This window comes from Caulobacter sp. (assembly GCF_965279145.1).
In the GTDB taxonomy this organism is placed as follows: domain Bacteria; phylum Pseudomonadota; class Alphaproteobacteria; order Caulobacterales; family Caulobacteraceae; genus Caulobacter.
This window is the reverse complement of record NZ_OZ257139.1, coordinates 4,447,534-4,460,753: the sequence shown is the minus strand read 5'-3', so window position 1 is coordinate 4,460,753 and position 13,220 is coordinate 4,447,534. Positions and strand designations below refer to the sequence as shown.

The following is a 13,220-nucleotide window of genomic DNA, read 5'->3' as shown; positions in this document are numbered from 1 at the left end:
TTTGGCGCGTTACGCCGTGATCTCGGGATGCTATCGACGCGCAAAACAAGATCCAGGGAGCGCATCATGCGAGACATCGCCCATTTCGTGAACGGCCAGGCCCTGGTCGGAACCTCCGGCCGCTTCGGCGACGTCTTCAATCCCAACACAGGCGAGGTTCAGGCCCGGGTGCAACTGGCGACCGACGCCGAGCTGGACGCCGCTGTCCAGGCCGCCGCCGCCGCGCAGATCGGCTGGGCCCAGACCAATCCGCAGCGCCGCGCCCGGGTGATGTTCGAGTTCAAGCGCCTGATCGAGCGCGACATGAACAGTTTGGCCGAGATCCTGTCGTCCGAGCACGGCAAGGTCATCGCCGACAGCAAGGGTGACATCCAGCGCGGCCTGGAGGTGATCGAGTTCGCCTGCGGCATCCCCCACATCCTGAAGGGCGAATACACCGAGGGCGCGGGTCCCGGCATCGACGTCTATTCGATGCGCCAGCCGCTGGGCGTGTGCGCGGGCATCACCCCGTTCAACTTCCCGGCCATGATCCCGATGTGGATGTTCGGCATCAGCATCGCCGTGGGCAACACCTTCATCCTCAAGCCGTCGGAGAAGGATCCGACCGTGCCGGTGAAGCTGGCCGAGCTGATGATGGAAGCCGGCGCGCCGGCCGGCGTGCTCAACGTCGTGCATGGCGACAAGAGCGCCGTCGACGCCATCCTGACCCATCCGCTGATCCGCGCCGTCAGCTTCGTCGGCAGCTCCGACATCGCCCACTATGTCTATCAGACCGGCACGGCGCACGGGAAACGCGTCCAGGCCATGGGCGGCGCCAAGAACCACGGCATCGTCCTGCCCGACGCCGACCTGGACCAAGTCGTCAAGGACCTGTCGGGCGCGGCCTTCGGCTCGGCCGGCGAGCGCTGCATGGCCCTGCCGGTCGTCGTTCCCGTGGGCAAGGCCACGGCCGACGAACTGCGCGAGCGCATGGTCGCCGAGATCGAGACCCTGCAGGTCGGGATCTCCAGCGACCCGGCCGCCCACTACGGCCCGGTGGTCAGCGCCGCCCACCGCGACAAGATCGCCGACTATATCCGCATCGGCGTTGAGGAAGGCGCCGAGCTGGTCGTCGATGGCCGCGACTTTTCCCTGCAGGGCTTCGAAAAGGGCTTCTTCATCGGCCCGTCGCTGTTCGATGGTGTCAAGAAGGGCATGAAGACCTATCAGGAAGAGATCTTCGGTCCAGTCCTGCAGATCGTGCGCGCCGAGAGCTTCGAGGAAGCGCTCAGCCTGCCCAGCGAGCACCAGTACGGCAACGGCGTCGCCATCTTCACCCGCAACGGCCGCGCGGCGCGAGAGTTCGCTTCGCGGGTCAATGTCGGCATGGTCGGCATCAATGTGCCGATCCCGGTGCCGGTGGCCTATCACACCTTCGGCGGCTGGAAGCGCAGCGCCTTCGGCGACACCAACCAGCACGGCGTCGAGGGCGTGAAGTTCTACACCAAGGTCAAGACGATCACCGCGCGGTGGCCCGAAGGCGAGGTCGAGGACTCCGCCTTCGTCATCCCGACGATGAAATAGCGCCAGGGGGCGGCGATGAGCGGTCTGGTTCGACGATCCTTCCTGTCCATCGCCGCCGCTGGCCTCGCCGCTCCCGCCGCCTTCGCCCAGACCCGTGCCGAGTGGGCGGCGGTCGGGCAGTATGGCGACAGGGCCGCGCCGGTCACCGTGTTCGAGCGGGACGGCGCGCTGCACCTCTTCGGCAAGGACCTGCCCGTGGCGCGGCTCACGGCGCTGGGCGGCGGTCGCTACGCTGTCGCGGGTGGCGGGGAGGTGTTCCTCGAGCCGGGCGCGATCCGTCTGGACGGAACCCGGCTGGCCTTCCACGACTTCGGCGCCGAGACCCAGGCGGCGATCCACAGGGCGGTCCGCGCCGATCCGATGGCCTTGCGCCAGCGGGCCCTGGCCGCCACGCCGCCGGTCGAGACCGAGGCGCATCTTCCGGCCGACCTCGTCGACCTGACGGCGATCGACCCGCGCATCCGGCTCGACATCCGCTATGCCGGCTCAGACAACTTCATGGGCATCCCGCTGTACGAACGGGCGGCCGGCTATCTGCAGCGGCCCGCCGCCGAGGCCCTTGGGCGGGTCCAGCACGCCCTGGCGGGCAAGGGCTTTGGCCTGCTGATCCATGACGCCTATCGACCCTGGTTCGTCACCTGGATGTTCTGGGAGGCGACCCCGCCCGAGAGCCACGCCTTCGTCGCCGATCCGACCAAGGGCTCGCGCCACAATCGCGGCTGCGCCGTCGACCTGACGCTGTACGACCTCAAGACCGGGAGGCCCGTCGAGATGCCCAGCCGCTATGACGAGTTCTCGGACCGCGCCTATGCCGATTTCATCGGCGGCACGACACGGCAGCGGGCCCTGCGCGCCATGCTGCGCGACGCCATGACCGCCGAGGGTTTCGAGGTCTACGCCGAGGAATGGTGGCACTTCGACTACAGGGACTGGCGCCGCTACGGGATCGGCACGAAGACCTTCACGGCTCTGGCGGGCCAGGGGCCTGCGCCTCTTCGAAACTGATGACCGCCCAGCCGTAAGAGCGGATGCGCCAGCCGCCGTCTTCCCGCACCTGAACGAACGTCCAGCCGCCAAGCTCGGTGAAGGGCTTTCCGTCCCGCTCACCCTGCCAGTGCGTGGGCAGAGTGAAGTGAACGACGCCATCCGTCAGCGCGAAGTCCTGCGGTGGGCCGAACGTGTGGCGCAGGTCGCCGATGCTCCCCACGTGTCGCGTCATCAGGGCGCGCCAATGCGCCAGGCCGTCCCGGCCGCTGAAGACGTGCGGTGGAAAGTTCTCGAGAATGGTCACCTCGCCGGTCGAGAAGACGCCGTCCAAGACGCGCGCGTCGCCGGTTTCCAGGAAGCGGGCGAGCTTTTCAGGGCCCGCCATCATCGCGGCGTCGGGTGCGGAAGCGCTGCTCGCGGTCATGGGTGGTTCCCTCAAGGCGACAGGCCCCAGCTTGTCATGCGGGAGGGGCCAGGCGCCATCCGGCGTCGCGGATCAGGCGTCGCGTGGCCGCCAGGGCAGCACGTCGGCGCTGTGACCCACGCCGAGCTTGGCGCAGTCGTGCTTCAACGGGCAGGCTCCGCATCGGGGAGCGTCGTGCGAGCACAGCATCTGGCCCAGGCCCCGTTTCAGCAGCCAGTGCAGCTCGAAGAGGTCGTCGGCCGTCCAGGCGTCTGGCGCCAGGGTCATGAGCGCATGATAGGTCTGGCTGGTATCGCCCGATCCGACCAAGCCCACGCGCTTGGCCACGCGATCGACGTGGGTGTCGACCACCAACGCCCGCATGGCCAGGTCGCTGAAATTCAGCACGCTGGCCGCGACCTTGACCCCGACGCCCGGAAGGCTCTGGAGCTCATGACGGGCGGAGTCCACGCTGAGCGCCTTCAGGTGGCTCAGCGACAGCCAGCCGATCCGATCCTGAATCATCCGCAGCGCCATCGGCAGGCGTCGGGCCTTGTCCTGTGGATAGGTGACGTCTTGGATGATCTCCAGCACATGGGCCTCCGTGGCCTGCGCGAGGTCTTCCCAGCACTTGAACGCGGCCCGCAGGCGCAGGAAGGCCGCCCAGGAGACGGCGTCAGTAGTACGGCCGCTGATCGACGATTTCACCAGCTGCGAGATCGGATCCATACGCGCCACGGGCCGCTGCGGGCCAAACTCGCACAGCAGCGAGTCGCGCAGGGCTTCAAGCGGGGAGCGGGAGAGGCCTAGGGAAAGCTGCATGGAACCTCGCGCCGGAACATAATGAGAACATTATGTCGCGCGATCCCGATTGTCCACAGGCTGTTGACTAGCGCCGGGGACGATCCCAGAGCGAGGTCACCCGCCGGCGCAGGCGCTCGAAGGCGACCTTGACGGGTGTGGGGGCAGGAGCCGGCGCCGGGCGCTCCTCTTCTGGGAGCTCGATATTGGCGAAGCGCGCGATGAGGTCGCGCAGCTCGGGCTCCTGCACGGCCACGGCCGCCTCGACCGGGTTCATCCACTGCAGCGTGCGCTGGCCCTTTTCCGGCCAGGTCGCATGCTCGCCCGTGACCTGCAGGGGGTAGACGTCGACCTTGACCAGGCGAGCCGCGCCGCTCTTGAGACGCTTGAGGTACTCGTAGTCTCCGGCGGGCGTGGTGACGATCACACCGTCGAGGCCGGCTTCCTCATAGGCTTCCTGGGCGGCCGCCTCGTGGTCGGTCTTTCCTTTCATCGGCCAGCCCTTGGGAATGACCCAGCGGCGGGTCTCTCGCGACGAGACCAGCAGGATCTGAAGCGTCGAGCCCTGGCCACGCCAAGGCAGGGCGGCGACCTGACGTCGTTTGCCCGGCTTGCCGCGCCCCTGGCCGCTCCCGCCCTGTTTGCTCGTCGTATCGGTCACTTCATTCAGAATCCGAGATATGGAACAGTATCGCCGCCAGTCCCGCCGTCGGCGGGGTCACGGCCCATGCGGTGACGGTGTCCCTGGCCCCGCCCCAGCAATGGCCGAAACGCGGCGCGAGGCGCCGTCGCCGACAATAGCGCTCCTATTGGCGTGAGTCGTCGAGACCTGAACGCCAATATGGGGCGCCGGCAACAATGTCGGGGCCTGGCAGGCTTCTGCGTCGCGTCCTGGGGCAAGTCGCGTGGATCATGGGCGACGCACGGGTGTCGGACGAGGATCGAGCGTCAGCGGTATCCCTGAAACCTTCGTGATCGCTATGGGGCCTCTCGCGAACGGCGCCGGGGTGAGGCACTATCGGTCCGCAAGTAGGGTCAGGAGTCGAGCATGGCGTTCACGCTCACCATCAACGGGGAAACCCGATCGGTCGAGGTCGAGGGCGACACCCCGCTGCTTTGGGTGCTGCGCGATACGCTGGGCCTGGTCGGGACCAAATTCGGCTGCGGCGCGGCCCAGTGCGGGGCCTGCACGGTGCATCTGGACGGTGTCCCGGTTCGCGCCTGCGTAACGCCAGTGCGGCGCGTGGGCGACAAGAAAGTCGTCACCATCGAGGGCGTCGGCAAGGATCCGGTTGGCGCCAAGGTCCAGGAGGCCTGGAAGGCCATCGACGTGCCGCAGTGCGGCTACTGCCAGGCCGGCCAGATCATGTCGGCCACGGCCCTGCTGACCGCCAAGCCCAAGCCGACCGACGCCGATATCGACGCGGCGATGAACGGCAATCTGTGCCGCTGCGCGACCTACATTCGCATCAAGAAGGCGATCAAGACCGCCTCTGGTCAGGAGGCCTGAGCATGGACGGCGAGATCCTTCGCGACCCGACCCGTCGCCTGTTCCTGCAAACCGGAGCCGCCGTGGGCGGCGGCTTGATGCTGTCGTTCAGCCTGTCGGGCGAAGGCCGCGCCGCAGGCGAGGGCAGACTTAACGCTTACGTCCGCGTCGCGCCAAATGGCGTTGTCACCATCGTCTCGAAGGTTCCCGAGGTGGGGCAGGGCATCAAGACCTCGCTGCCGATGCTGGTCGCCGAGGAGCTGGACGTCGACTGGTCAGCGGTCAGGGTCGAACAGGCCATCGCCGACACCAAGGTCTTCGGTCGCCAGGTGGCGGGCGGCAGCATGGCGACGACGTTGGAATATGACGGCCTGCGCCGCGTGGGCGCGACGGGACGGGCTCTGCTGATCGCCGCCGCCGCCGCGCGCTGGGGTGTCAGCGCCGAGACCTGCGCCACCGAGCCTGGCGTCGTCGTCCATGCCGCCAGCGATCGTCGACTGGCCTATGGCGACCTGGCCGAAGCCGCCGCCCTGCTGACCCCGCCCGATCCCAAGAGTCTGACCCTGAAGGATCCCAAGGCCTTCCGCATCATTGGCCAGCGCCATGCGGGCCAGGACCTGGACGCCATCACCACCGGCCAGCCGCTGTTCGGCATCGACACCCGCCTGCCGGGGATGCTGTACGCCACCTTCGCCAAGGCCCCGACCTATGGCGCCAAGGTGGCCAGCGTTGACCTGGCGCCGGCCAAGGCCGTGGCCGGCGTGCGAGGCGCCTTCGTCGTCGAGGGCGGCGCCAACCTGCAGAGCATCATGTCCGGCGTGGCCGTGGTCGCCGACAGCTGGTGGCAGGCGCGCAAGGGCCGCAACGCGCTCGACATCAAGTGGGCCGAACACCCGACCGCCGCCCAGAGCACGGCCAGCTTCGCCGCCAAGGCCGCCGAACTGGCCAAGGCCCCGCCGCATCGCACGCTTAAGGCCGACGGTGACGTTGACGCCGCCCTGAAGGGCGCGGCCAAGGTCGTCACGGCGGAATACAGCTATCCCTTCATCGCCCACGCCAATCTCGAGCCGCAGAACTGCACGGCCAGCTTCAAGGACGGCAAGGTCGAGATCTGGGCCCCGACCCAGAACCCCGAGAGCGGCCGCAAGCTGGTCGCCGCCGCCCTCGGGATCACCGAGGCCGACATCACCATCCACATGACCCGCATCGGCGGCGGCTTCGGCCGGCGGCTGATGAACGACTACATGGTCGAGGCCGCCGTCATCTCGAAGATGGCCGGCGCGCCGGTCAAGCTGCTGTGGACGCGCGAGGACGACATCCGCCACGACTTCTATCGTCCGGCGGGCTGGCACAACTTCACCGCCGGTCTCGACGCCAACGGCGACCTCGTCGCCTGGCGCGACCACTTCATCACCTTCGGCGCGGGCGAACAGTTCGCGACCTCGGCGGGCATGAACTCCACCCAGTTCCCGGGCCGGGCCGTGGCCAATTACAGGCACGACGTCTCGGTCATGCCGCTGGGCTTTCCGACCGGCTTCCTGCGCGCGCCCGGCAACAACGCCTTTGGCTTTGTCATCCAGGGCTTCACCGACGAGTTGGCCGTGGCCGCCAGGCAGGATCCGGTCGCCTTCCGCCGCAGGCTGCTGGGCGAGCCGCGCCTGCTGGGCGAGGCGGGGCAGGGCGACGCCTTCCACACCGGCCGGATGCGCGGGGTGCTCGACCTGGTGGCCGAGAAGTCGGGCTGGGGCCGCGAGGTTCCCAAGGGAACGGGCCTGGGCGTGGCCTGTCACTTCAGTCATCTGGGCTATGTGGCGGTGGTGATGGAAGTTTCCGTGACCAAGGGCGAACTGAAGATCCACAAGGTCTGGGCCGCCGTCGACTGCGGCTCACAGATCGTCAATCCCAGCGGCGCCGAGCAGCAGGTGCAGGGCTCGATCCTCGATGCGATCGGCGCGACCCTGCGTCAGGAGGTGACCTTCGAGAACGGCGCGGCCACCCAGGCCAATTTCGGCGACTTCCCGCTGCTGCGGATGGCAGAGGCTCCGCCGGTCGAGGTGCATTTCAAGCTCAGCGACAACCGGCCCACGGGCCTGGGCGAGCCCGCCTATCCGCCAACCCCGCCGGCTCTGTGCAACGCCATCTTTGCGGCGACGGGCAAACGCATCCGGTCCCTGCCCATCGGTGATCAACTGGCCTGACGGGCGGTCGCCTGCTAGGAGCGAAAGCCCGCTCCTAGCAAGGTCTCCTCATGTCCAACGTCACCGTCGTCAGCCACCCGCTCGTGCAGCACAAGCTGACCAAGATGCGGGACAAGACCACCTCCACCAAGACGTTCCGCGCCCTGATGCGTGAGACGGCGACGCTGATCTGCTACGAGGTCACCCGCGATCTCCCGATGGACGAGGTCCGGATCGAGACCCCGGTCGCCCCGACCACGGCCAGGGAGATCGCTGGCAAGAAGCTGGTGTTCGCGCCGATCCTGCGGGCCGGCCTGGGTATGGCCGACGGCATGCTGGATCTGGTGCCCTCGGCCCGCGTGGCGCACGTGGGCCTCTACCGCGATCCGGAGTCGCTGGAGGCGGTCGAATATTACTTCAAGGCCCCGCAGGACATCGCCGGGCGGTTGGTCATCGTGGTCGATCCGATGCTGGCCACCGGTCATTCGGCCATCGCCGCCATTTCGCGCCTGAAGGCGGCGGGCGTGACCGACCTGCGGTTCGTCTGCCTGCTGGCCGCCCAGGTTGGGGTCGACAATCTGCGCGCCGCCCATCCCGACGTGCCGATCTGGACCGCCGCCATCGACGCCGAACTGAACGATCACGGCTACATCGTGCCGGGCCTGGGCGACGCGGGCGACCGGACCTTCGGCACGCGCTAGGCGGTCAGGGCAGCGCCTTCACGAAGGCCTTCACCACGCTGGCGGAGTTGTCCGAAGCCAGGCCCATGAAGGTGTGCATCTCGTTGGCGCCCGCGCCGCCGCCGGCCAGATCCGACAGACTGCGGAAGGCGATGAACGGCGTGCCGTTGACATAGGCCACGTGGGCGACGGCGGCGCTTTCCATGTCCGCGACGCGGGCCTGGAAGGTGGCGCTGAGATATTTGCGGTAGGCCGCGTTGTCGAGAAACACCGGGGCTGAGACGCCGTTGCCGCCGACCACGATCTTGGGCGCGTGAACCAGGCACCTGTCCGCGACACAACGCGCCAGCTTGGCGCTGGAGGCCACTTCACGGGCCAGGGCCAGCATGGCCGGATCGGCGGGGAACCAGCGGCGGGTCTCCGGCGGACCGTCGGCGCGCGGCAGCAGGATCGCGCGCGGATACATCATCCCGTAGTTGGCCAGGTCGTCGTTACGCACCGTGGGGGACAGCTCGAAGCCCTTGTCGGTCTCGCGGGCGAAGGCCGTCTCGAGGCTTTGCGTCCATTGATCGGCCACCAGGACGTCGCCAATGTCGAGGCTCTCGTCGACGCCGCCCGCGATCCCCGAAAACACGATCCGGGTGATGTTGAAGCGGTCCAGCGCCATCTGGGTGGTCATGGCCGCGTTGACCATGCTGACGCCGCTGAGAAACAGCACGATCGGCTTTCCCTCCAGTGTGCCGGTCGTGAAGGTGAAGCCCCCCACGGCATAGTGCTTCTGCGCGCTTGTGGCCGCCTCCAGGGCGACCAGTTCAGGGGGGAAGGCCGACATCACCGCGATGCGCGGCGTGGGATCGACCTGTTCGGCCGCCGTGGCGGGCAGGGTCGTGAGCAGGCAAAGGATCAGTGCCGCCAGCAGACGCATGGAAAAGACCTTCCGAGACGCCACCCCGACGGTGGCGCATTGATAAACCTGGGGCGGCAAGGCCACCGAGGCTTCGACATAGCCGAAGGATCCAGGCGCCGCCAATCGCGCCGGATCTCATCAATGGCAAGTCCGCAACGTCCCGTTTCCGCGATTGGATATTGTTCGCGAAACGAGAGTGATTGCCCCTGTGTTAACCTGTGCTCCAGACAGCAGTGGCATTTTGTCTCGGCATGACCAACGTCCAGCCGCAAAAGACATGGCCCACCCTGGCCGCGCGAATCGCCGGCGCGATCGCCTTGGGCGTCGTGGTGGCGGCGCTGGCCTATGTTTGCATGGAGTTGCCGCGTGACCTGAGACAGATCACGCCGATCTGGCTGGCCAACGCCGTTGTACTGGTCGCCTTGTTGTCGACCGATAGGGGCAGATGGCCCCTGTTGGTGCTCTGTTCGGTGATCGGCATTGTTATCGCCAGTCTCCATGCCGGCGGTCATGTGAACATCATTCTCGGCCTGAGCGTCGCCAACGTCGTTGAGTATCTCTTCTGCGCGCTGATCCTGCGCCAGGTTCTGGGGCGCGATATTGACGTCAGTCGCCCGCGTGACCTGATCTGGATTGGTACGATCTGCGGGTTCGCGGCGCCGCTGCTGTCGGGCAGTATCGCGGCCAGCGTCTTTTATGTCGCCCGGCATGTGCCCGTTTCCAAGGTGATGATCAGCTGGGTGCTGTCCAATGGCCTGGGCCTGATGCTGGTAACGCCCACGCTGCTGGCGTTCCGGCAGGCGCGGACCCTGCTGGCCGAGCGCCCGATTAGGCGTGGTGGCTGGCTCTGGATCGTGGCGCTTGTCCTGACGATCCTGCTGGTCTTTACGCGGCCTCGCTATCCAATGCTGTTCCTGATCCCCCCGGTCCTGGCGTTCGTAGCTCTGGAACTGGAAATGCTGGGCGCGGCGATAGGGATCGTGATCCTGGCCGGCATGTCGCTGGCGTTCACGGCTTTGAATATCGGACCCGTCAGTCTCATGGCGTCCACCATGGCCGAGCGGGCGCTGTTGCTGCAGGTGTTCCTGGTGGTGTCGATCTTCGCGGTCCTGCCGCTGGCCGCGATTAGCGCCCAGCGGCGTCGGCTGCGCGACGTCGCCCAGGAACAGACCCGCCTGGCCGACATGGCCGAGGGCCTGGCCGGTGTCGGCTACTGGCGCCTGCATCTGGCCAGCCGCGCCATGACCTGGTCGGAGCAGATGTATGTCATTCTGGGCATGGAGCCCGGGACAGCCGTGACCGTCGAGCAGTGGATCGGCGCGGTTCATCAGGATGACCGAGAGGCCGCCCGCCTACGCTATCTGACGGTGCTGGAGACCTTCCTGCCCAGCCCGACCACCCTGACACGGGTGGTGCGGGTGAGCGGCGAGGTGCGTTATGTCACGGGCAACATGGTCGTTGAGCGGGACGCCGAAGGTCGCCCGGTCACCATCTTTGGCGTCGTCATGGACGTCACGGCCCGGATGCAGGCGGAGCAGGCGATCGTCGAGAGCGAGGCCCGGTTCCGGATGCTGGCCGAGAACGGCAGCGACATTCTGGCCCATTCGGGGCTGGATGGTCGGGTTACCTATGTTTCGCCCTCTGTCGAGCACCGCCTGGGCTATTCGCCCGAGGAGGTGGTGGGGCGTCAGTTCTCGGAGTTCGTCCACCCCGACGACATCGGGGCTGTCCAGGCCGTGGTCAAGACACAGTTCCAGGGACGGGGGCGGGCTCCTCCGATGCGGGTGGAATACCGCGCGAGCCACAAGGATGGTCGCGAGATATGGTTCGAGGCGCGGCCAACCCTGGTCTTCGATCCGACGACGGGGTTGATCAGCGGCGTCACCGACATCATTCGCGACATCTCCCGGCGCAAGGCGCTGGAGATCGAACTGCGCAAGGCTCGCGCCGACGCCGAGGAGTCGGCCAGCGTCAAGGCCGAGTTCCTGGCCAATATGAGCCACGAACTGCGCACGCCGCTGACAGCGGTGCTGGGCTTCACAAAGCTGGTCGAGGATCAGCCCGAACTGAGCCCGGAGACGCGGGGCTATGTCGAGCGCGTGTCGAATGCGGGCAAGGCGCTGCGGGCGACCGTCAATGACATCCTTGATTTCTCCAAGCTGGAGGCCGGTCAGGTCGATATCAAGCCACGGTCGACCTCTCCAGCCGAACTGACGCGCGAGACGGTTGAGCTGTTCGGCGCCGAGGCGCGGACCAAGGGACTGTCGCTGACCACGGAAGGCTTGGACGGGTTGCCGCCACTGCTCCTGATCGATCCGGATCGCCTGCGACAGATCCTGCTCAACCTCGTCGGGAACGCCGTGAAGTTTACCGAACAGGGCGGGGTCACGGCCGCCGCCAGCTTTGATCGGGCGAGCGGGCGACTGGCCTTCTCGATCACTGACACCGGGCCGGGCATGCCCGCCGATCGGGTCGGTGATCTCTTTCAGCGCTTTTCGCAGGTCGATGGCTCCTCGACGCGGAAATATGGCGGCACGGGGCTGGGGCTGGCGATCTGCAAGGGTCTGGTCGAAGCCATGCAGGGCGAGATCGGCGTCGAGAGTCAGGAAGGGCAGGGCTCCCGATTCTGGTTCTCGCTTCCGGCTGATCCCGTGGAGCGGGACGACCAAAGCGCGCGCGAGATTCCCTCGCCGCTGGCCCTGCCCGAGCACTGCCGCATCCTGATCGTCGATGATAACAAGGCCAACCGCGAGCTTGTCCGGGCGATCCTGGGTCCGTTCGGCCCCGACATGACCGATGCTTCCGACGGCGATGAAGCCATCGCCAGCGCGTGCGCGACGCCATTTGACCTCATCCTCATGGACCTGAGGATGCCGCGGGTGGACGGCCGCACCGCCGCGACCCGGATCCGGCAGGGCGGAGCCAATATCAGCACTCCAATCCTGGCCTTCTCAGCCGACGCCTCGACCCTGGCGATCGACGCCGTGTTCGACGGCCAGATCGCCAAGCCGCTGTCGGCGTTCGGCCTGATCGAGTCCGTGGCCCTGGCCCTGACCAGCGCGGGGCGAGTGGCCGCCAACCAGAATTTGACGAACAGCGCCTGACACCGCCAAAGATTGGAACCGGCATTTCTCTCACTGGGGATTCGCCGTTTCTGGTTTTGAGCCTCAACTGATGTCCCCAGCCAAGTTTCCGATCTATGTCGCCGATGATGACCCGGCGATTCTGGAGCTGGTTGAGCTTGTTTTGACCCGGGGCGGGTTCGAGGTGTCGGCTTTCACTTCAGCCGACGCCCTGCTGACCGAGCTGGCGGTCCGGGCGCCCGCCGCTGTCCTGCTGGATGTTCGCATTCCGGGCCAGAGCGGGCTGGACGCCCTGAAGGCCATCAAGGAAGATCCGGCCAGCGCGGCCATCCCGGTCTTGATGCTGACCGGGGACGGGCGTCTCGATCGCATTGTTCAGGCCATGCAACTGGGGGCCGCCGGCTATGTCATGAAGCCGTTCGAGCCTACCCAGCTAGTTGAGCGGGTCTGGGACCTGCTCAACTAGCCGATCAGTTCGCGGATCCAGGCCAGGAAATCATTCCACAGCGTGAAGATGCTCGCCAGGGCGCGTTGCGCCGGCTCGGCGGGCGGCGGCTTGGGCGGCGGCGCGAGTACGAACCAGCTTGGCGCCGCGGGTGGCGCGCAGTTCATCCGCATGCCGACGCCCTTCAGATAGCCTCGCCGGATGCCGCCGGAGCGGATCGCGGCCTGCACGGCCTTGTCGTGCCTGGCCGCGCCGGTCAGCTTGCGGATCCAGCCGCGGAACGGCAGCACATGGGTGGTCTTGTCGCGCACCTCCGCCACCCCGGCCTTCCAGGCGCCTTGGGCGACCTTCGCGCCCCTAGAGCGTTCGTCGGGCGGTGGCGCCTCGTCCAGGTCGGGACCCAGGGCCGCGTCCAGCCGGCCAATCTCGGCGGCTATGGGTTCACAGCGAGTCAGGCCCGTTACGTCATAGGGATCGGTGACCGCGCGGGTCAGCACCGCCGGAATGTCCTTGTGCTTGAGGTTCAGGTCCTCAAGCGGCGCGGTCACCGCATCGCGCAAGGTGTCGCGCTCCTGCATCGTGCCGGGATCGGCCGCCAAGGCAGGCCCCGATAGCGCGGGTCCGGCCAGCAGGGTGGCGGAGATCAAGGCGGGCAGGAACGGTCGGCGCATGGGCTTGAGATCGC

At 67.2% G+C, this 13,220-nt stretch carries 12 protein-coding genes; 7 read left to right on the top strand and 5 right to left on the bottom strand.

Annotated features, from left to right (window positions below):
• The first annotated feature begins 66 nt into the window (after positions 1 to 66).
• The gene (locus tag ACQY9P_RS21025; protein ID WP_421737313.1) at positions 67 to 1,563 is read left to right on the top strand and encodes a CoA-acylating methylmalonate-semialdehyde dehydrogenase; all 1,497 of its coding nucleotides are present in this window, start codon (positions 67 to 69) and stop codon (positions 1,561 to 1,563) included.
• 15 nt (positions 1,564 to 1,578) lie between these two features.
• Positions 1,579 to 2,568: a M15 family metallopeptidase gene (locus ACQY9P_RS21020; RefSeq protein ID WP_421737314.1), complete on the top strand. Its 990-nt coding sequence runs from the start codon at positions 1,579 to 1,581 to the stop codon at positions 2,566 to 2,568.
• Here the strand turns inward: ACQY9P_RS21020 and ACQY9P_RS21015 are convergent.
• From ACQY9P_RS21015 to ACQY9P_RS21005, 3 genes are all read right to left on the bottom strand, one after another.
• The gene (locus tag ACQY9P_RS21015; RefSeq protein ID WP_421737315.1) at positions 2,525 to 2,974 is read right to left on the bottom strand and encodes a hypothetical protein; all 450 of its coding nucleotides are present in this window, start codon (positions 2,972 to 2,974) and stop codon (positions 2,525 to 2,527) included. The genes ACQY9P_RS21020 and ACQY9P_RS21015 overlap by 44 nt on opposite strands.
• 72 nt (positions 2,975 to 3,046) lie before the next feature.
• On the bottom strand, positions 3,047 to 3,775 hold the full coding sequence (locus ACQY9P_RS21010) for an endonuclease III domain-containing protein (RefSeq protein ID WP_421737316.1): 729 nt from the start codon (positions 3,773 to 3,775) through the stop codon (positions 3,047 to 3,049).
• A 67-nt stretch (positions 3,776 to 3,842) separates the two neighbouring features.
• Entirely contained in the window at positions 3,843 to 4,415 is a 573-nt protein-coding gene (locus ACQY9P_RS21005; protein ID WP_421737317.1) for an NUDIX hydrolase, read from the bottom strand.
• 387 nt (positions 4,416 to 4,802) lie between these two features.
• Between ACQY9P_RS21005 and ACQY9P_RS21000 the strand changes: the two genes are divergently transcribed.
• From ACQY9P_RS21000 to upp, 3 genes are read left to right on the top strand one after another with little or no spacing between them, the layout of a single operon-like run.
• The gene (locus ACQY9P_RS21000) at positions 4,803 to 5,264 is read left to right on the top strand and encodes a (2Fe-2S)-binding protein (RefSeq protein ID WP_421737318.1); all 462 of its coding nucleotides are present in this window, start codon (positions 4,803 to 4,805) and stop codon (positions 5,262 to 5,264) included.
• A gap of 2 nt (positions 5,265 to 5,266) precedes the next feature.
• Positions 5,267 to 7,441: a molybdopterin cofactor-binding domain-containing protein gene (locus tag ACQY9P_RS20995; RefSeq protein ID WP_421737319.1), complete on the top strand. Its 2,175-nt coding sequence runs from the start codon at positions 5,267 to 5,269 to the stop codon at positions 7,439 to 7,441.
• Between the two features lie 50 nt (positions 7,442 to 7,491).
• Positions 7,492 to 8,121: a uracil phosphoribosyltransferase gene (upp, locus tag ACQY9P_RS20990; RefSeq protein ID WP_421737320.1), complete on the top strand. Its 630-nt coding sequence runs from the start codon at positions 7,492 to 7,494 to the stop codon at positions 8,119 to 8,121.
• Positions 8,122 to 8,125: 4 nt separating this feature from the next.
• Here upp and ACQY9P_RS20985 read toward each other — a convergent pair whose 3' ends face one another.
• Entirely contained in the window at positions 8,126 to 9,025 is a 900-nt protein-coding gene (locus ACQY9P_RS20985) for a 5'-methylthioadenosine/S-adenosylhomocysteine nucleosidase (protein WP_421737321.1), read from the bottom strand.
• Between the two features lie 233 nt (positions 9,026 to 9,258).
• Between ACQY9P_RS20985 and ACQY9P_RS20980 the strand changes: the two genes are divergently transcribed.
• Both ACQY9P_RS20980 and ACQY9P_RS20975 read left to right on the top strand, forming a co-directional pair.
• Positions 9,259 to 12,111: a PAS domain S-box protein gene (locus ACQY9P_RS20980; protein WP_421737322.1), complete on the top strand. Its 2,853-nt coding sequence runs from the start codon at positions 9,259 to 9,261 to the stop codon at positions 12,109 to 12,111.
• Positions 12,112 to 12,181: 70 nt separating this feature from the next.
• Positions 12,182 to 12,556 carry a response regulator gene (locus tag ACQY9P_RS20975; protein ID WP_421737323.1) on the top strand — a complete coding sequence of 125 codons (375 nt, stop codon included), beginning with the start codon at positions 12,182 to 12,184 and terminating at the stop codon, positions 12,554 to 12,556.
• Here ACQY9P_RS20975 and ACQY9P_RS20970 read toward each other — a convergent pair.
• A complete protein-coding gene (locus ACQY9P_RS20970) occupies positions 12,553 to 13,206 on the bottom strand; it encodes a hypothetical protein (protein WP_421737324.1) in 654 nt (217 codons plus the stop codon). The two genes, ACQY9P_RS20975 and ACQY9P_RS20970, sit on opposite strands and share 4 nt — an antisense overlap.
• Between the last annotated feature and the right edge of the window lie 14 nt (positions 13,207 to 13,220).